Below are 17,622 nucleotides of genomic sequence, written 5' to 3' on the forward strand. Positions count from 1 at the left end.
GATTATTTAAATACCGCGTTCAATAAGAAAGCGATCCCCCTTAAATCGTAAACATATAATATGATACAAGTAGGAACGAGACATATTAGGCAAACGGACTAGGGTCAAGAACAAAATCATCCCCTTTTTGCCGCCTCGCTCTGGATAATCGTCTGTACTAAGGAAGTTTCCAACCCGAGTTTTTCCGCGATGGTTTCGGAATCCCAATGAAAGTTATGAAATAAATTTAAGACAGTGGCCTTTTTACGGTTTACCAAAGGGTCTCGTTCGGAGGATTTTCCTCCTCCTTTTCCACCCGTCGGTTTTTGGCCTGTCGTCTGAACCGCATCTAGGAAAGTGGATAGTTTTTCGAAGGTATCGTCCGCCTCCGCAAGGAGACCTTCTAATTCCTCTTTAACGGAACCCGCACCTTCTTTCAGGTCCTCCACTCTTTGTAAAAGAGTGCTCGTCTGCTTATGCCGTTCGGAAAGCTCCGACATCAGATCCTCTATCTTGTCGAACTTAGCTTCAACGGAAACGATCTCCTCTTTCCGCCCTGCCAAGAGTTCGAGTCTTTCGTCCGCGGAACGGATGGAGGAAACGACTTCTTTTTCTCTCGTTTCGAGGATGGAAATTTCCTTTTCCAAATCTCGGATTTTCTGGAACATTTTTCCCGAAGAATCCTTTTGTTCCTTTGCTTCTTCGGAAAGACTTAGGATTTCCTCGCGGATCTCGCCAAAATGACCCAGTCGATTTTCCAGGTCCACGAATCGCGCCTCCATTTCGGCGGCTCTTTCGCTGGCTTCGTCCAATTTACGTGCGGATTCCTCCCAGCGGGAAGATTCTTCTAACATATTCAGGAATTCTAATTTTAGACTTTCCGCTTTGCCGGAAATTTCCTGAATATCTTTCTCCCGTTCCTCCACGTTTTCCAAACGGGACTCCAATTCCGCCTGTGCTCCTTTCAGAAGATGCAGATTTCGATCCAATTCTACGGAAAGCGCCTCCGAATGGTTCGCCTCTTCCACAGCCGCCTTCATTTTTTCCACAAACTCTTCGGAACGATCGATGATTTCTTTCACATCGAGAAGGAGGAGGGACTTGGATTCGGCTTCCTGCATTTTTTCGGAGATTTCTCCCACGGAACTCCGTAGATTCTCCGCTTCCGATTCCAGTTCTTCGAACAGATTCGTTTTCGCTTTTTGGATTTCTTCCAAGTCTTTCCGCAGTTCGCTCTGGAGAGACCTGTATTCTTCCTGGGCGGAGCGGAATTCTTCTTTTCCGAATCTTAGGAATTCCTCCGAGGAAGCCTCCGTTTCCCGAAGCAGATTTCGCACCTGGCTCTGGAAAGATTTCATCTGGTCTTCACTTTCTTTTTTACCGGATTTGAGAGCCTCTTCCAGGTTTTTCTTCACCTCTTGGAGGTGCTTGGAGATGCGTTCTTCCAACTGTCCGAGCTGTACGTTCCCTTTGTCCAAAAGGGAAGACAATTGCTTATTGATTTTTGCGTCGATGGTTCCGTTCAAGCGACCGATTTTCTCTTCTTGCCTTTCGAAGAATTCTTCCGCGGATTCCCTGAGTCTATCCAATACGGAACTAGCCTGTTCGGATGCGTGTCCCAATTCCGCTTCCGTAGAAGTCCGGATTCTGTCCGCCTGAGCTTCCATCAATTTTTCGTTTTTCTTAACCAGGTTTTCGAATCTTTCTTCGATTCCGGAATAATCCTCTTTCAACGAGGAAACCAGATTTTGGCCTTCCGTCTTGGCTTCCCGGAACCTTTGGGCCAATTCTTCCCGAACCTCTTCGCCTTCCCTACGGAAATTGGTTTTGTACTTGGAAACGAACTCTTCGATGCGATCCTTTTGAGAAGCGTAGACTTTTCCGAATTCTTCCAAAAGTTCCGTTCCCCGAAGATGGATTTGTCCCAGTCTTTCTTCCAATCCGTCTATCGCTTCGCGGGTATGATTTTTTATGGAAACGACTTCTTCTTCCCAGGAACGGCTGAAATGCTCCAGTCTCCGGTCCATTTTTTGGAATTCTTCGTCGATCATTCCGTTCAAAGGAACGATCTTTTCTTCCATCTCTCCCAGCACGTCTCCCGCGCTGCTTTCGAGTACGGAACGAATGTCCCGGACATAGGAATCCATTTCCCTCATCCTTGCAGTCACCTGCACGTCGAAGGACTTCACGTTTTCTTCGATGCGATCCCAGTCGGAACGGAATCGTTCGGAATGGGACGCGTGCAACTCGCGTATCTCTTCCTCTAAAACCTTCCGGATTTCCTCTATCTTCGTCCGGGATTTCCGTTCTTCCTCTTCTCGAAGTAGATCCAGAGACGAACCGAATTCCTGGGAGGAGGAATACATTTTCTTGCGCAGATCCTCGGATTCCTCTCTCAGGGAACCCAATTCCTCTTCCAAGGACTCTCTGAGTTGGTCTACTCGGGAACGAGTTTTTCTTTCCTCTTCGTTTTTTGCGGTTTCTAAGGAAGAATGGAAATCCTTCAAGGCGAATAGAATTTCCTTACGCACATCTTCCGCTTCACTGCGAAGAGTGGAACTGATCCGGTTGAACTCCTCTTCGAAGGAGTCGATCTGTCTCATCAATTCGGATTTGCGGGAATCCGCCTGCTTCAGTAATTTGTTTTCCGCTTCCAAGTATTTTTCCTGGAAGATATTGATGGAATCGTTGATTCCTTCCGCTTGGCGCCTAGTTTCGTTTAGAATTTCATCGCGGCGAGTCAAGGTTTCCAGACTCATTCCTTCGATTTCTCTACGAATCACATCGATTTCGATTTTGAGGCCGTTCAGATACGCTTCTTTGGAATGTACCACCTGTTCCAGGATCTGATCGTATTTTTGCCGCAAAACGGATTCGGACCGGGAAAACAGTTCGTCCAATTTCCGATCCGCGAACTCCGCTTTCTCATCGACCCGCCCGTCCATCCGATCGATCTTTTCTGAGACGGAAAGGAAGGCCGTTTGGATCCGATCCGTTTGTGCATCCAGATCGTCCTCTTTGGCCTTCATCGTGTCTAACAATTGGGCCACTTCCTCTCGGGCCAATTCCACTTTTCCGACCGTGTCCGACATCAGGCTTTTGGTCTGAGCTTCCAGCTTTTGACGGTAGGCTTCCCCTAAAGTCTCCATTCCGGCTTCTACTTGGTCCGCTTTGGTTTCCAGCAGTCCTTCCAGCTCCACGATCTTGGCGGCCAAGGATTGCAAAATATCGTCCGATCGAAAATTGATCTTTTCCTGGAAGGCGCCCAATAAGGTCTCCGCCTCGGAACGAAGTTCCTGGATTCGGATCGCGACTCCGTTCAGATCCTTTTTGCCTAGCTCCAACCGCCCCAGGCCTTCTTGTACGGATTCGGATTCTTTCCGGATGTCTCCGGACAAATGTACCACTTCTTTTAGATCCAGGGTGACTGCGTTTAAAAATTCCCGGTTGGAACGGATGGTTTCCAGAAGTTGACGAGACTCTTCGTTTAACGTCCGGACTTCCTCGGCCAATTTTCTGGTTTGTTTGAGGGAGATGTCTAATTCGATTCCGGAATCTTTGACCGCTTGGATTTTTTCCAGAGCGATCTCCTGCAACTCTTCCTGCAGCTTTCCCGTATAACGTTTGATTTGGCTTAATTTATAATTCGACTTGTCCATCCTTCGAAGAAGGATAGTTATGCCAACGCTGGCCAAAAAAGGAAATAGCAGTTCTAAGCCCATAGTTTAGAGATTCGAGGAAATGCCCAGTACCAGGCGGTCCTTAGGATTATGTCGCATCAAATGGATAGAAATACAGGTCCCCAAGGGAAAAGATCAAGAATTATTTCTCCGATTGCCCAAAAAAAGCCGTATACGTCCTTTTCTGCGGTATACGACAAGGCCATGAGAGGAGCTGCCTATTCTCTTTGGGCAAAAATGGCCTTGGAAGGATACAAAGAAGTCACTGGAATCAGAATTCCGAATAAAATTCTGGATTTAGGATGTGGAACTTGCAAGTTTTGGCGGCACTTGCCCTCCCAGTCCGGCATTTGGGGGGTCGACTGTTCCGAGGAGATGCTTTCGGAGGCGGAAAAAGCCGGAATCCGGGGAACCAGAGTCTTGTCGGACCTGCTTTCTCTCCCGGCCTTGCCTTCTCCCTTTGATCTTGTCCTCTCCGTCCATGATACCTTGAATTATTTTTTGGAAGAATCCCATCTAAGGAAGATCTTCCTAGAAATCGCGACAATTTTGGAAGCTTCGGGTGTTTTCTTTTTTGATGTCAGCACCGAGCGAAATTTTGAAAAGCATTTCGACGGGAAAATTTTGGAGGAAAATTACGGGGGGACCCGATTGCTTTGGGAGAACGAATATTCCAAAGGAGAAGGAATTCTGACCACGCGCCTTCGGTTCCGGAGCGGATCGGAGGAAACCGAAGAAATTCATTACCACAAAGCATACCCTTTGGAAGTTTGGAAATTTTTATTGGAATCTTCCGGGATGCAGATTTTGAAGATCGGATCGGATTATAAGTCCTGGAAAGTTTCTTCTCGAGCGGATTATCTCAACTTCCTTTGCAGAAAGGCATAATCGATCGAATTCTTGTAGGAATCGGTTCGATTTTTCTGTCTCTTGGTAATAAAGATCGCACATTCATATGACAAAGCTGGAACTCCAAGGAAGGAAAGGAACGGTTCGATTCCAGAATCATTTGCTGGACGGATACGAAAAGGTATTCGATGAAATTTCGGACCGAGCATCCAGGGCCCAATTCGAAGAATTGGTTTTGGACCTAAGCCAAACGAAAAAAATCACCTCGAGCGGTGTGGCAAAATTGCTTACGTTAAAAAATCTCTTGGACCATTTCGGTATCCGGTTGGAAGTAGTGAACCTACAATCTTCCCTCATGGACATACTGAAAAAATTCAAAGTGGACATGATGCTCAAGATTCGCAGCTAAAATCCTCGAAAAACGATTGCGGTTCCCTCGCTTCGTCCGGACCGTACTCTTATGAGCGCCTTACGGGCAGTCAGTCTGACAAAATCCTTTTCCGACAAACAGGCGCTTTTCGATCTCAGTTTTTCCGTTCCTAAAGGAAGGATCACCGCACTTTTAGGCCCGAACGGTGCCGGAAAAACCACCACGATGCGTATCCTGACCGGATTCCTAGAACCCGATTCCGGATCCGTATCCTTCGGTCCCCTCTCTCTTTCCGAAAATCCGATCGAAGTAAAACGGAATCTGGGCTATCTTCCCGAGTCCGCTCCCCTGTATGGAGATCTGACTGCGGAGGAAACTCTGGAATTTATCGGCCAAGCCAGAGGATTCAAAGGAGAATTCCTCCGGCGACGGATCCGGGAGATGCGGGAAGTGTGCGATTTAGGAGACCATTTCTTTACGACGGTCCAATCCCTTTCCAAAGGCTTTCGGCAGAGAGTGGCGCTGGCAGGTACTCTCTTGCATGATCCGGAATACGTCATTCTGGACGAGCCTAGTTCCGGCTTGGACCCGAACCAGATCGGACAGATCCGAAGCATCATTCGTTCTATAGGAAAAGACAAGGTGGTTGTTCTTTCCACTCATATCCTTCAGGAAGTACAGGAGATCTGCGACCACGTCCTGATCTTAAATCGAGGCAGGAGGATTGCGGACGCGAGCGTTTCCGAAATGAATCGAGAAGATTCCGTTTTGGTGATCGCCAAAGCAGATTTGCAGACAGTCCGAAACTGTTTTTTAGGAACCGACGTAGATATACGGGAAGAATCCAGGTTCGCCGATGCAGGAACCTTCCATTTGAAATCCTCCGACTTAAACCATGAGTCTTTATTCGACAAGATCCGAAATGCAGATTTTCCGGTTTTGGAATTCCGTCCCGTACGCAAATCTCTGGAAACCGTTTTCCGGGAATTGACGGCTCCCCTATGAATTCCTCTTTCTCCATCTCAGAATCGCTGCAAGGAATCCGTACGATCTTCTCTAAGGAATGGAGAACCTATTCGAACACGCCAATCGGATATATTTTTGCGGTATTGTTTCTTTTTCTTTCCGCCTTCCTATTCTTTTTCGGCTTGGGAGAAGACTCCTTTTGGGACAGAAAAGCGGCAAACATGGAACAGTTCTTTCTCTGGATTCCTTTGCTATATTCCGTTTTTGTTCCCGCCATTACCATGAGGTTGTGGTCGGAGGAGGAAAGAGCGGGAACCTTAGAACTATTATTCACTCTCCCTTTCCGAGAATCCGAAATCGTTGTCGGAAAGTTTCTAGCCGCCTGGGCCTTTTTAGGTTCGGTTCTGATACTCACGATACCCGTTCCTTTTTCCATTTACGCGGTAGGAGATCTGGATCTAGGAGCGACCTTTGCAGGATACTTGGGCTGCTTTTTATTAGGAGGATCTTATATAGCGGTGGGTTTGGTATTTTCCGCCTTTACTAAGGACCAAATCAGCGCTTATCTTTTAACTCTCCTTTTTTGCATTTTCCTTTTTCTCTCGGGCACCCAACCGGTCTTGAAATTTCTAGGCGGTTCTGCGGCTTCGCTGGTCTCCTTTCTTTCCTTTTCTAGGCATTTCGAATCGTTTCGTTTCGGGATCTTGGACGGAAGGGACGTTTTTTACTACTTAAGCTTCCTCCTATTCTCTCTCTTCGCAAACGTCCTAGTGCTTCGCTGGAGAAGAGAATGAAGGAATTATGGAATCCTCTTTTTGAAATCTCCAAGTCGAAGGTCTTCTTCGCTTTGAATGCATTTTTCTGTTTCCTTTTGGTGAACGCGATCGTTTCCGAAATGAGCTGTAAAAAAGACCTCTCGCGATCCAAGCGCTTCGAACTGACCTCCAGCACCCGAAAATTGGCTTCGACCCTCGATTCCATATTGTACATCGACGCGTTTTATTCTTCCAAGGTTCCGGGCGAATACAAAGCAAGGCTGGAATTGACGCAACAGATCTTAAAAGAGATCGAATCCGCCGGAAACGGCAAAATCCTATTACGATTTTATGATCCGGATACTTCGTTAGAAGACGCAAGGAAGGCCGCTGATTCCGGAATAGAACCCCAGATCCTGCAAAAGACGGAACGAGGTTCCGCCTCGGTCAAGCAAGCCTACCTCGGAGTTGCCTTGCGACTCGGCTCGAAGACGGAAGTGATCCCGATTGCTTTCTTTGCGGAACAAGTCGAATACCAAATCCTGTCCGGAATCCGAAAAATGTCTAGATCCGGTTCGGATAGCGGGATCGGCGTTTTAAAAACGAATTCCAGTCTCGGGACCCAAGCGCCCGGACCTGGCACGGGAAAAGACACGATCGGAATCTTTTTGCACCAAGCCTTGGAAACGACAGTCGGAGAAGTTCCGGAAATCGATCCGGAAAACGAAGATTTCCCGGACAGCGTCGAAACCCTCCTTTGGGTCGGTAGCGGATCGCTTTCCGAAACCGCCAAATACCGCCTGGACCAATTTTTGGTCAAAGGAGGAAATCTCATCATTCTGGGAAAGGCCATGGAATTCCGGATAGAGGGCGCCGGGAACCGGATGGGAATCCTGACGGGGGATACGGAAGCGGGAGCCGCGTACCGTCATCCTCACCTCGGCGATTTGAATTCTTTTTTAGAACATTATGGAATTCGAATCCACTCGAATCTGGTTTTGGATCCAGACCATTCCCTTCCGATGGGACCGCTCGTAGAAGTGGAACCGGGAATTCTAGGTAGAGCCTCCTACCCTCTCTGGATCGTCTCCGGAAAAAAAGACGGGACCCTGGCTATCGATTCCGATTACACGAAAGAACAGGAAAACTTACTCCTGCCCTGGTGTTCCAGTCTGGAATTGATCCCCGACCGACAACCGAACGCAAGGCTTACCCCGCTCGTGTTCAGCGGGGAAGGAGCCGAGATCCGATCCGATCAGGTCATGCTCGGAGAAAAGCAACTTTCCCGGATTCCGGTCCGTCCGAACGGCGGTCCCTTCGTTTTGGGAGCGATCGTAGAGGGCCCTCTCCTTTCCTATTTCCAGAAAAAGACTCTTCCCAAAGACGTAAGGCGGGAATCTTTCCTGACGCGCTCTCCGAAAGATAAGATCCCGAAAATTTTGGTATTCGGAACCCCTTATTTGGCCTCCGACATACTCGCATTTCCCGAATACGCCGAAATATTCAGGGACACGAATATTCCGTTTTTATTGAATTCTATAGATTTAATGGAGGGGGATTCCGACCTTTCCGCAGCAAGAAGTAAACAATCCCTGATCCTGAAAATGGATCCTATCTCCATCGGAACCGAAAATCTAATCAGTATCCTGAACGTTTTCGGCTTCCCTGCGATTTTGTCCCTGTATGCTGTGCTTAGAATTGTTCGCAGAAGGCGGATGCAACCGAAATGAACGTTTTCCGATCCGCAAAAACGATTCTCCCGGGATTGAAAGCGAATCGAGGCGCTACTTTCTTCGCCTTCAATCTTCTTTTAGCTTTCCTGCTCCTCCTGGTAAAGGATCCCTGGGGTTGTTTTCAGGATACGTACTCTAATTCGGATCCGTTCTTCCCTTTGAAGGAATCCGATATCGCTCGGATCAAGGTAGGAAGAAAGGGAGAAATCGTCTCCTTATCGAGGACCTTGGATTCTTGGGAGGTCGCTCTGCCGGACGGGACGACGGGTCCCGGAGATTCGGAAAGGATTGTAGAGCTGCTGAAGGCGGCTGTCTCCCTCAGAAAATTCACGCTACTCGTTCGGAACTCCACTTTTCCTTCTCCGGAATTCGGCTTGTCCGAAGACGAACCTAGTTTAGAAATTTTTGATACTTCTGGAAAATCCACGGGCATATTGTTTATCGGCTCTTCTGCTCCTAGAAATTCCGGAGTATACGTGTCGGAACCCGAAGGAAGAAATATCTGGTTAGTAAAGGAGAATTTAAAGACTCTGATCGGAAACGGAAGAAAGGATTACTTTCTCTCTCACAGTCTTTTTCCGGATCGATTCTCCTACGGCAAAATCCGGTCCCTCAAAATCGAATTCCCGTCGGACCCGAAGAAAGGATTCTCTCTGACGAGTGCAGACAACGGCTGGATTCTAAGTACGAATCTTTTCTCCAAATCGGTGGAACAGAATACGGTGAACGATTTTCTGGAAAAATTGCTAGGATTTAAGGCGGACGAAATTTCCTTAGTCGCAAGAGAAAGCCTTCCTCTCGCACCACAGGAGAAGTTTCAAATCCGACTGGATACGGATTCCGGAACCAAAATCCTTTCTCCGTTCGGAAAGGACCGACAAGGAAGCTGGATCTTCAGACTTTCCGGAATGAAATACGAACTTATCGTGGACCCTTGGACGATGGAAACGATCTTGGACAAGGATTTGGCTGACTTTACGTCGTCTCCATCGGTAAAAAATCCGGTGCCGTAACGTCCGGAATCATTGATTGACAATAGACCAGGATCGAAGTTTCCTTCCAAAAAACGTCCGGAAATAAGGAACTTGCATGGCTCTGATCGAAGAACTAGACAAACAGGGGAATTTTCTTTTTCGCTGGAGATCCTATGTGCCTGGATTCATCCTTCTCCTTTGTCTGTATGCTCTAAAAGATTACCAATTTCTCAACGGTTCCTACGAGGATAATCTGTATTACGCGGCTGCCTGCTTTCTGGTCAGCCTCATCGGTCTCGCGGTACGGTGCTTCGTGATCGGTTATGCACCCGCAAGGACCTCCGGAAGAAATACGAAAGAGCAGGTAGCCGATCTGGTGAACATGGAAGGAATCTACTCTTTGGTACGACATCCTTTGTATCTGGGAAACTTTCTCTTGTACCTCGGACCCGTACTATATTTCAGAAATCTTCCTCTTACCCTAGTGTTCGTGCTCTTTTTCGGGTTCTATTATGAAAGAATCATGTTTACCGAGGAAAAATTCCTCCGGGAAAAATTCGGAAAGGAATACTTGGATTGGGCGGACCGGATTCCCGCTTTTTTCCCGAAGTGGAAAGGATACGTGAAACCGAAACTTTCCTTTTCGTTCCGAAACATACTGAAACGAGAATACCCGAGTTTATTCGGAGTGACCGTGATTTTCGTACTTTTCGATTTCCTTGCCAGCTTCCTGAACGGTTTCGCCTCCTGGACCGCGCCTTGGGAAGCGATCACCGAACCACAAATTTGGATCTTCGGGATCGGAGCTGTATTTTACATTTTGGTCAGGATCATCGTAAAGACCACCCGCTTATTGCACGTAGAAGGAAGATAATCCGAGAGCCGGGACAGACAAAAGACTTCGCTTAACGGGAAACGTTTTCCAAATAGGATTTGAATTTTTCCGTATCCGAAGTCAGAAAGATGGGGACCGGATATTCCCGTTTGGAGGGAAGGAGAGCGAAACCTTCGTCGTAAAAAACGACCTTTTCCACTTCGTCGAATTTGTATTTGAATTCGGAGTTCAAGGCGTGAAAGCAGAAGCCTCCCTGGATTTCCTGCACTCTTCCCTCGCCGATCCGGCGGAAACCTTTCAATTGTTCGGGGCGGATCCTTTCTTTTAGATTTTCGTACGGCAATTTTCCCGAGAGATCCAGGAACAATACTCCTTCCATAGACCACCATTCTTGCGTCGAAGGCTCAGGGTCCGAATGCACGGGAGTCTCCGATCGCACCGTTTCCGTTCGAATCGTCGGCTCTACTTGCCGGACGGGTTCCGATCTGACTTCTTCCATCCAGATTCGATCCTCCTCTTCGATTCTTTCCTCTTCCTTGACTTCCTGAAAATGAGAGGAAGGCGGAATTTTACGATTTTCCGCGAACATTCTATCGTATTCGGATGCCGAATCCGCCTGGGAATTCTTCTTTGTCCCGGCCAAGGTTTCCTTTAGAATCTTACGGTCGTTCGGAGGAGAATGGCTTGCGCGTACAGGGTACGGCTTCGGGCTTCCCTGTCTGCCGCTCGGCAGAAAGGATACGTAAATGAAGCACAAAAGGCCGACCAGAATGAGTGCGAGAGCTATATAAAGCATTATTATATGTATCTATCATACTGGCGCCTTTCTGAAGCGTTTTTCGTCGGTTTTTCTCCTTTACAGATTCCCCGGGCCCGTCACCCTTCCTTTACATACGGATTTTTATGACGAATACCGAAGGAACTTCCCTGAAGAACATTTTTTTTAAGGTCGGATCCGCCCTATTTTTAGGCGTCCTGGTACTGATGTTGATCTTTACCCTACTACGCTCCGACGTGGAGCAAGCCGGAATGGATATGTTGACCGGAAAGGCCAATATCAAAGCCGGAAAGATCGGTGGAAAAGACGTGCCCATGGATTCCTTCAATGCGGGCCGCAGATATTGTTATCAAATTTACCAAGGGCAAATTCCGGACAACCAATTAGGGGAATGTTCTTTTATGATTCTAAAGGGGATGTTCGTGGCGAATACGATCGCGAACGCCTTGGGATACACGGTATCCGAAGACATGATCCGCCAAAATCTCTGGGAAGAAGCCCAAAAAAAGGTAAAACTTTCTTACCGCGGAGCGGGATATTCCGACGACGAGATGGAGAAACCTGACCAGGTTTATCGTCAATTTCTTAAGGAAGCGCCGATGCGCTTTCGAGTCGAGGCAGCAGTGCAAGGTTCCGTTCAGGCAAATCTACTCCATTCCGACTTAAGAAAATCCGACGACGAATTGTCCGTCCAGTCCGAAGCGTCTACCGCAAAAGTGGATCTAAATGCGGTCGTTTACACGGACGCGGACCTGACAAGAATCGCGAACCAGAATGTAGAACCGACAGACCTACAATTGCGGGAACTGTACCAGAAGGAAATCACGGATCCGAATTTTCCCAAGGGAAAGGACGGAAAGATCGCCACTTTCGAGGAAAGAAAATCCATTCTTCGAGGGAAATTTCTGATAGAAGCTCGGAAAAATTCGATCGAAAACTTGAAGGGAAAAATCAAATCCCTCCAAAATGAACCGGACGGGCTTTCCAAGGTCGCGGCACTTTTCGGAACGGGAACTGCCTCCGTCCGAGACAAAGGTTTTTCCGATCTGAAATCCTTAGCTTCTCAGAAAGGCAATTTTTCCCTGATTGCAGATAAGAGATTTTTTCAGGACCTTACTTCCTCGACGTTCGGTCAAAAGAAAAGCGCCGGTCCGTACAAGGACGGGGATAAATACGCACTCGTAGAGTTTGTAGCTTTACGCTTCGGAAATCCCGGAACTTCTACCGTACTTAGAATTAGAGACGCGTCGACAATCTTGAACGGTTTTCTGGCCGAAATCCCCCAGAGCATTGCGGAAGAAATTACCGTGGAAAGATTGGCCCGATCAGCGGAGGAATGATGCAAATCCGTGCCGAACTTGTAAACCCGTTTTTAGAAGCAGCAACGATCGTTTTCCGCGACGTACTTCAAACGGATCTGATCCGGGGAAAGATCGGAATCAAGGATACTCCCGAAACCTCCTTGGAACTCGCGATCATCATCGGAGTATTAGGAACCTTTAATGGAGAAGTCGTTTACGGACTGAATTACGACGCGGCTTATAAGATCGCCCAAAAATTAATGCCCGGAATGAGTCAGGAAGACATCAAGAACGAATACAAGGATATATTGGGAGAAATCGCGAATATGACTACGGGAAACGCGATGAATATTTTTGCGACCGCGGGACAATCCATCGAAATCACCGCCCCCAATATCGTGGACGCAAAAAATGAAACCATCAAAATTCCCAAGAAACAGGCTTTGGCGATCAACCTATTTTCGAAGTTCGGCAAATTGGAAGTGAACGTCTCCCTTTCTTAAGAGAGAAGCCGTTCATTCTCGTTGGGCGAAATTTTCCAATTCGGTGCGCATGGGAGAAAACGCGCGCTCCGTGTCTTTGGAGGATTTTTCCAGGTATTTTGACAGAAATTTTTTCGCCCACTCCGTTTCTCCGGATTTGTAACTGGCTTTGAACAATAAATAGGCGCCTAGATCCCTTTCTTCTCTCTGTCTTTTAAATTCGGCGGAACGGGCATCCTCTCCGGTCGGATATTTTCTACCGAATCGGTTCCAAAAATCGATCAGATAAGAACGGGCCTCCTTGTATTTTCCCTGGCGAAAAAGAGAGTCCCCCAATTGTAAATATGCCTGAGCTCGAAATTCCTCGGGAGCCTCGGTTGCCACCTGCAAAAGAGTCGATTCGGCTTCCGGATATTTGGATTGAGAGCGGAGTGCTCTTGCGGATTCCAGTAAGGACTTCCACTTGATTTCCTCGTCCTGCCCCTCCGATGTCTGTTGTTGTTCTCCCGATCCGGAAAGTTTAGACAATTCCAGTTTGGCTTTACCCGACATTTCTCCGCCCCCGGCGGCGGCTTTGGAGAATTCCTCTTGTGCAGCCTCTTTTTGTCCATTCCGAAGTCTGAATAGACCTCTTTCATAGGCGGCCTTGCCGGTGTCCCCTCCGTGCTTCTTCCCGACTTTTTTTCCTTTTTTCTCCGTGAGATTCGGAGGAAGCGTACGCTTGGGCTTTTCCGGTTCGCGGTTCTTTTCTTTTAGCGCTCGGTCCTCCTGGACCTCGGGAGCCTTCTCCATGATTTTGGAATCATCTTCTTTGATTTCCCTCGGAGGAATATCCGACTCGATTTCCGAATCCGAAGAGGAAAGGACCTCGTTTGCAATGGACATTTCCCGGAGATCCTCCGGAAAGGGCAAGGGCATTTGCGCGAAAAGTCCCTCCGTAAGGAAAAGACAAAGGATGATCGGGAATGGAAAAAATTTCGAAACTTTCGGATTCATTCTCTCAACTGACCGGATTTTCCGGGAGGTTTTTCCAATCTGGATTCGTTCTTCGGAGCCGAGGAAGGAAGCGATTCTCCTTTCGGTTCCAAACGAGGGGAATCGTTGGAGGAATTCCCGGGGGGAGCTAAATCCTCTCTCGGAGGACGTTCGGATTCGTTCGGAAAAAATACTCTGGAATCCCCTTCCTTCCTGCGCGAATTCGAAAGAGTGTTTCCTTCTTCCAAGGAACCGTTGGGGGCACTAGGACCGTCTTTGGGTTTCTCCTGGGAATATCTTTCTATATCAAAGGAAGAAGTCGAAGAATCCCGTAAGGAAGGATCGCTCCAACGGACATCCTTTCTTTTCCGGTTGTATTCCCTTTCTATATCTTCCAAAAAAAGGGCTTTGCGATCCAAAACCTTCGCTCGATCCTCTTCTCCCGCCATCTCCAGCCCTTTTTGAAAACTGAACCAACCTAGAGCCAAGGCAATTAGGGCAGCGAGAGCAAGAGCTGCCTTGCCGATCAGCTTAACGGTTTGCGGGGGAAGTCCTCCTAAAATTCCGTCAACGGACTGACGGATCCCGGTTAACACTGCGAAAGGATTAAAAGCCATCTCGATTCCTATCTATTAGGATCGGTGATTTTTTCTTTTTTTTCAAGGGGATAATTTCGGTCTCAAGCTCGATTTTCTTGCGGATTTTCCGCCGAAATGGTGGCGAGTTTCAGGTCTCTTTACACTTCTTGTTTCGTCTTCGGCACAACGGCCTTTCATCACAATGTTTGCGAAAGCAAAATCCGCACATCCGGTGTCCTGGGAGAAAAGGGTCACAGTAGACCCCAAATCAAGATGTGGAGAATCGTTCAAAATCCATACTAAGAAAGATTCTCAAAACCAAAAACATCCCTTCGTTTTTGCGAAATGATTTTAAGAATAAATACAAATATTCATTAAATTGAATGTTCCAGTACGGTTGACAATTATCAGCGGGCCGAGAAACGGACGAACGTCTTCCTTGCTTGGCTTTTTATTCGAGTTTCGAATCCTTGGTATTAATCCCTGTCCACGGGAACGGAGAAATGATGAATTCCCAAAAATACAACGATAGAATCGTAAAAGGATTTCTAATCTCCGCGTTGGTATGGGGCGTGGCTTCGATGTTAATCGGAACTTGGATCGCCTTCCAGATGGTATTTCCGGAGCTGAATTTCGGCCCGTATTTTACCTTCGGAAGACTCCGCCCGCTCCACACAAACGCGGCAATATTCGGCTTCGCGCTAAGCATCATATTTGCGACCGCTTATCATACCGTCCAAAGACTCTGCAGAGTGAGAATCTGGAGCGATCGACTGGCGAACATTCATTTTGTATTGTACAATCTGACTATCGTTCTTGCAGCGATCACCCTTCCCCTAGGAATGAACCAATCCAAGGAATACGCCGAGCTGGAATGGCCACTGGATCTCCTAATCGTGGTTTGGTTCGTGATCTTCCTTGTAAATTACTTCGGAACTATTTTTACCAGAGAAGAGAAGCAGCTCTATGCCGCGATCTGGTTCTATATAGCCTCCTTCGTAACGATTCCGATCCTATTTATCGTGAACAATCTTGCTGTTCCCGTAGGTTTGACGAAATCGTATTCCCTATTCGCGGGAGTGTACGACGCCAACATCCAATGGTGGTACGGACACAACGCGGTGGCCTTCGTTCTAACGACTCCGTTTTTGGGCCTGATGTACTATTATCTCCCGAAACATATCAAGCAACCGATCTACAGCCATAGACTATCGATCATCCATTTCTGGTCGCTGATTTTCATCTACATTTGGGCCGGTCCTCACCACTTGCTGTATTCTCCTCTCCCTGACTGGTTACAAACCACGGGTATGGTGTTCAGCATCATGCTCTGGATGCCTTCCTGGGGAGGGATGTTAAACGGCTTCCTAACCCTAACTCAGGCAAAGGAGAAAATCAAAACGGACGCCACCTTAAAGATGCTCCTGGTCGGGATCACCTTTTACGGTATGTCCACTTTCGAAGGTCCGTTATTGTCCATCCGATCGGTGAGCGCCTTAGGTCACAATACGGATTGGATCATCGGGCACGTTCACGGAGGAACGCTGGGTTGGGTAGGAATGATGTCTTTCGCGGTCATCTACTATCTCGTTCCGAGGGTTTGGAATACGAACCTCTATTCGGAAAGACTGGCCAATTTCCACTTCTGGGTGGCGACCTTAGGCATCCTGCTTTACATCGTTTCGATGTGGGTTTCGGGAGTTACGGAAGGTTCCATGTGGAGAGCGGTCGACGAAACGGGAGCTCTGAAATATCCCAATTGGGTTCAGATTACGGAAGTGCTCAAACCGTTCCGTCTCTTTAGAGGAATCGCAGGAATCCTCTACGTAACCGGTCTCTTCGTCATGATTTATAACGTAATCAAGACGATTGCCACTGCAGGAAGCGGTTGGAAAGAAATCGACCTTCGTGTCGGCCTCAAGGAGGGAAAAGCATGAATTGGTTCGATAAATTATTGGATTGGTTTTCCGGTTACACCGACAAGTGGGAAACGAACGGAGTCAAATTCACGATCTATACGACGATCGCCGTCCTCTGCGGCGGAATCTTCGAATTGATTCCTCCTTTCTTTCTTTCCAAAACCGCAGAACCGATCGCGAACGTAAAACCTTACACCGCTCTCGAAATCGCGGGCCGCGACGTCTACCAAAGGGAAGGTTGCAATAACTGCCACACCCAAGTCATCCGTCCGTTCAAGTGGGAAGTGGATCGTTTCGATCCTCAAAAGTCCTTCGGCCGGGACGGTTATTCCAAGGCGGGAGAATTCGTTTATGACCACCCATTCCTTTGGGGCTCCAAAAGAACGGGTCCGGACTTGGCTCATGAATCCCAAATCCAGGCTTCCGCAGAATGGCACAAAACCCATTTGATCAATCCGAGAGATACCGCTCAAGGTTCCGTAATGCCGGCTTATCCTTGGCTCTTCGAAGAAAGCGCCAAATTGGATCCGAGCAAAATCGCTGCCCACATGAGGGGTCTGAGAAGCGTAGGAGTTCCCTACACTGACGCGGAAATCGAAGCGGGTGCGGCTGAGCTGGCAGGAAAAACGGAAGGAGACGCATTGATCGCTTATCTATTGAAATTGGGTAGGGATAGTGCGGAACTTGCCAAGAGTCTGAAATAGGGAAGAATGATGGATTTAGACACATTACAGATATATAAAGCGCTCAGGCTTCCTGTCCTAGTGATAGCGATAGCGCTGATCTTTGCCTACGTTTACGGTCGTAAACGTAGGGATCGTATGGAAAAACCGAAATACCGCATGTTAGAGGAGGATTGATCGAATGAGCGATCCGAACAAAGAATTCGACGGCATAAAACAATCCGATAATCCTCTACCCGCTTGGTGGGTTTGGGTTTGGCTGGGATCTATCCTATTCGCAGTCGTTTACGCAATCTACTTTCACGGATTCTCCTCGTGGGGAACCGGAGAGCAGTACGCGGAACAGGTTCAGGAATATGAAAAAGACTTCCCCCAAAAAACGAACGTGGTAGCCTCTAAGGACGGAGTCAATCCCTTCCGAGGAGATGAGAAAGCGATCGTAGCGGGCCAAGCAACCTTTCAGACGTACTGTGTGGCTTGTCATGGTCCGACGGGAGAAGGATTGGTGGGACCGAACCTGATGGATAAGGAATGGCTGCACGGAAATACCGATGCGGAAATTTACCAAGAGATCATGAAGGGAATCGGTCCGGATAAGGCCAAATTGGGAAGAGGCCCGATGCCTCCCCACGAGAACACTTTGGGCTCTGAAAAAGTCTATCAGGTGATGGCCTGGTTAGCTTCGAGGAACCCGAATTTAAAACCCTCCAAGTGAAATGAAATTTAACCCGCCCATTCTGAATGTGGGCGGGTCCGATCCGGAGG

At 47.8% G+C, this 17,622-nt stretch carries 17 protein-coding genes and 1 pseudogene; 13 read left to right on the forward strand and 5 right to left on the reverse strand.

What is annotated here, in order from left to right; genetic code table 11:
- Window positions 1-116: 116 nt before the first annotated feature.
- Both EHO60_RS17385 and EHO60_RS17390 read right to left on the reverse strand, forming a co-directional pair.
- Window positions 117-2,345: a SpiroCoCo family coiled-coil protein gene (locus tag EHO60_RS17385; RefSeq protein WP_425460312.1), complete on the reverse strand. Its 2,229-nt coding sequence runs from the start codon at window positions 2,343-2,345 to the stop codon at window positions 117-119.
- Window positions 2,346-2,381: 36 nt separating this feature from the next.
- Window positions 2,382-3,701: pseudogene (locus EHO60_RS17390) on the reverse strand (SpiroCoCo family coiled-coil protein); the annotation flags it as partial.
- 60 nt (window positions 3,702-3,761) lie between these two features.
- On the opposite strand from EHO60_RS17390, the gene EHO60_RS16495 reads away from it, so the two are divergent.
- The 7 genes from EHO60_RS16495 to lmtA all read left to right on the forward strand — a co-directional run bounded on the left by EHO60_RS16495 (window position 3,762) and on the right by lmtA (window position 10,180).
- Window positions 3,762-4,547 carry a class I SAM-dependent DNA methyltransferase gene (locus EHO60_RS16495; RefSeq protein ID WP_135769318.1) on the forward strand — a complete coding sequence of 262 codons (786 nt, stop codon included), beginning with the start codon at window positions 3,762-3,764 and terminating at the stop codon, window positions 4,545-4,547.
- A 67-nt stretch (window positions 4,548-4,614) separates the two neighbouring features.
- A complete protein-coding gene (locus EHO60_RS16500) occupies window positions 4,615-4,917 on the forward strand; it encodes an STAS domain-containing protein (RefSeq protein WP_135769319.1) in 303 nt (100 codons plus the stop codon).
- 51 nt (window positions 4,918-4,968) lie between these two features.
- The gene (locus EHO60_RS16505) at window positions 4,969-5,883 is read left to right on the forward strand and encodes an ATP-binding cassette domain-containing protein (protein WP_135769320.1); all 915 of its coding nucleotides are present in this window, start codon (window positions 4,969-4,971) and stop codon (window positions 5,881-5,883) included.
- Window positions 5,880-6,638, forward strand: coding sequence for an ABC transporter permease subunit (locus tag EHO60_RS16510; protein ID WP_135769321.1), 759 nt, complete (start codon window positions 5,880-5,882; stop codon window positions 6,636-6,638). Before EHO60_RS16505 ends, EHO60_RS16510 begins: the two co-directional genes overlap by 4 nt.
- Entirely contained in the window at window positions 6,635-8,329 is a 1,695-nt protein-coding gene (locus EHO60_RS16515; RefSeq protein ID WP_135769322.1) for a GldG family protein, read from the forward strand. Before EHO60_RS16510 ends, EHO60_RS16515 begins: the two co-directional genes overlap by 4 nt.
- On the forward strand, window positions 8,326-9,345 hold the full coding sequence (locus tag EHO60_RS16520) for a DUF4340 domain-containing protein (protein WP_135769323.1): 1,020 nt from the start codon (window positions 8,326-8,328) through the stop codon (window positions 9,343-9,345). Before EHO60_RS16515 ends, EHO60_RS16520 begins: the two co-directional genes overlap by 4 nt.
- Window positions 9,346-9,421: 76 nt before the next feature.
- A complete protein-coding gene (gene lmtA / locus EHO60_RS16525) occupies window positions 9,422-10,180 on the forward strand; it encodes a lipid A Kdo2 1-phosphate O-methyltransferase (protein ID WP_135769324.1) in 759 nt (252 codons plus the stop codon).
- Between the two features lie 31 nt (window positions 10,181-10,211).
- On the opposite strand, the gene EHO60_RS16530 is transcribed toward lmtA, so the two are convergent.
- On the reverse strand, window positions 10,212-10,937 hold the full coding sequence (locus EHO60_RS16530; RefSeq protein WP_210409385.1) for an LIC_11490 family protein: 726 nt from the start codon (window positions 10,935-10,937) through the stop codon (window positions 10,212-10,214).
- 107 nt (window positions 10,938-11,044) lie between these two features.
- On the opposite strand from EHO60_RS16530, the gene EHO60_RS16535 reads away from it, so the two are divergent.
- Both EHO60_RS16535 and EHO60_RS16540 read left to right on the forward strand, forming a co-directional pair.
- A complete protein-coding gene (locus EHO60_RS16535; RefSeq protein ID WP_135769326.1) occupies window positions 11,045-12,259 on the forward strand; it encodes a hypothetical protein in 1,215 nt (404 codons plus the stop codon).
- Window positions 12,259-12,723 (forward strand): chemotaxis protein CheX, encoded by a 465-nt coding sequence (locus EHO60_RS16540; RefSeq protein ID WP_135769418.1) that lies wholly within the window; start codon window positions 12,259-12,261, stop codon window positions 12,721-12,723. Before EHO60_RS16535 ends, EHO60_RS16540 begins: the two co-directional genes overlap by 1 nt.
- A 12-nt stretch (window positions 12,724-12,735) precedes the next feature.
- Here EHO60_RS16540 and EHO60_RS16545 read toward each other — a convergent pair whose 3' ends face one another.
- Window positions 12,736-13,620, reverse strand: coding sequence for a tetratricopeptide repeat protein (locus tag EHO60_RS16545; RefSeq protein WP_246028363.1), 885 nt, complete (start codon window positions 13,618-13,620; stop codon window positions 12,736-12,738).
- A 74-nt stretch (window positions 13,621-13,694) separates the two neighbouring features.
- Window positions 13,695-14,294, reverse strand: coding sequence for an LIC_11485 family protein (locus tag EHO60_RS16550; RefSeq protein ID WP_135769328.1), 600 nt, complete (start codon window positions 14,292-14,294; stop codon window positions 13,695-13,697).
- Window positions 14,295-14,758: 464 nt separating this feature from the next.
- Between EHO60_RS16550 and ccoN the strand changes: the two genes are divergently transcribed.
- The 4 genes from ccoN to EHO60_RS16570 are packed head-to-tail and all read left to right on the forward strand — an operon-like array spanning window position 14,759 to window position 17,572.
- Window positions 14,759-16,192, forward strand: coding sequence for a cytochrome-c oxidase, cbb3-type subunit I (ccoN, locus tag EHO60_RS16555; protein WP_135769329.1), 1,434 nt, complete (start codon window positions 14,759-14,761; stop codon window positions 16,190-16,192).
- Window positions 16,189-16,878 carry a cbb3-type cytochrome c oxidase subunit II gene (locus EHO60_RS16560; protein ID WP_135769330.1) on the forward strand — a complete coding sequence of 230 codons (690 nt, stop codon included), beginning with the start codon at window positions 16,189-16,191 and terminating at the stop codon, window positions 16,876-16,878. Before ccoN ends, EHO60_RS16560 begins: the two co-directional genes overlap by 4 nt.
- 9 nt (window positions 16,879-16,887) lie before the next feature.
- Entirely contained in the window at window positions 16,888-17,034 is a 147-nt protein-coding gene (locus tag EHO60_RS16565) for a cbb3-type cytochrome c oxidase subunit 3 (RefSeq protein ID WP_135769419.1), read from the forward strand.
- A 4-nt stretch (window positions 17,035-17,038) separates the two neighbouring features.
- The gene (locus EHO60_RS16570; RefSeq protein ID WP_135769331.1) at window positions 17,039-17,572 is read left to right on the forward strand and encodes a cbb3-type cytochrome c oxidase N-terminal domain-containing protein; all 534 of its coding nucleotides are present in this window, start codon (window positions 17,039-17,041) and stop codon (window positions 17,570-17,572) included.
- Window positions 17,573-17,622: the final 50 nt, after the last annotated feature.

The sequence above is a fragment of the Leptospira fletcheri genome (assembly GCF_004769195.1).
GTDB lineage: Bacteria > Spirochaetota > Leptospiria > Leptospirales > Leptospiraceae > Leptospira_B > Leptospira_B fletcheri.

Coding starts and splice junctions, on each gene's coding strand:
- EHO60_RS17385 (WP_425460312.1), bottom strand. CDS start 2,345: ATGTATTCCTCCTCCCAGGAATTCGGTTCGTCTCTGGATCTACTTCGA.
- EHO60_RS16495 (WP_135769318.1), top strand. CDS start 3,762: ATGGATAGAAATACAGGTCCCCAAGGGAAAAGATCAAGAATTATTTCT.
- EHO60_RS16500 (WP_135769319.1), top strand. CDS start 4,615: ATGACAAAGCTGGAACTCCAAGGAAGGAAAGGAACGGTTCGATTCCAG.
- EHO60_RS16505 (WP_135769320.1), top strand. CDS start 4,969: ATGAGCGCCTTACGGGCAGTCAGTCTGACAAAATCCTTTTCCGACAAA.
- EHO60_RS16510 (WP_135769321.1), top strand. CDS start 5,880: ATGAATTCCTCTTTCTCCATCTCAGAATCGCTGCAAGGAATCCGTACG.
- EHO60_RS16515 (WP_135769322.1), top strand. CDS start 6,635: ATGAAGGAATTATGGAATCCTCTTTTTGAAATCTCCAAGTCGAAGGTC.
- EHO60_RS16520 (WP_135769323.1), top strand. CDS start 8,326: ATGAACGTTTTCCGATCCGCAAAAACGATTCTCCCGGGATTGAAAGCG.
- lmtA (WP_135769324.1), top strand. CDS start 9,422: ATGGCTCTGATCGAAGAACTAGACAAACAGGGGAATTTTCTTTTTCGC.
- EHO60_RS16530 (WP_210409385.1), bottom strand. CDS start 10,937: ATGCTTTATATAGCTCTCGCACTCATTCTGGTCGGCCTTTTGTGCTTC.
- EHO60_RS16535 (WP_135769326.1), top strand. CDS start 11,045: ATGACGAATACCGAAGGAACTTCCCTGAAGAACATTTTTTTTAAGGTC.
- EHO60_RS16540 (WP_135769418.1), top strand. CDS start 12,259: ATGCAAATCCGTGCCGAACTTGTAAACCCGTTTTTAGAAGCAGCAACG.
- EHO60_RS16545 (WP_246028363.1), bottom strand. CDS start 13,620: ATGCCCTTGCCCTTTCCGGAGGATCTCCGGGAAATGTCCATTGCAAAC.
- EHO60_RS16550 (WP_135769328.1), bottom strand. CDS start 14,294: ATGGCTTTTAATCCTTTCGCAGTGTTAACCGGGATCCGTCAGTCCGTT.
- ccoN (WP_135769329.1), top strand. CDS start 14,759: ATGATGAATTCCCAAAAATACAACGATAGAATCGTAAAAGGATTTCTA.
- EHO60_RS16560 (WP_135769330.1), top strand. CDS start 16,189: ATGAATTGGTTCGATAAATTATTGGATTGGTTTTCCGGTTACACCGAC.
- EHO60_RS16565 (WP_135769419.1), top strand. CDS start 16,888: ATGGATTTAGACACATTACAGATATATAAAGCGCTCAGGCTTCCTGTC.
- EHO60_RS16570 (WP_135769331.1), top strand. CDS start 17,039: ATGAGCGATCCGAACAAAGAATTCGACGGCATAAAACAATCCGATAAT.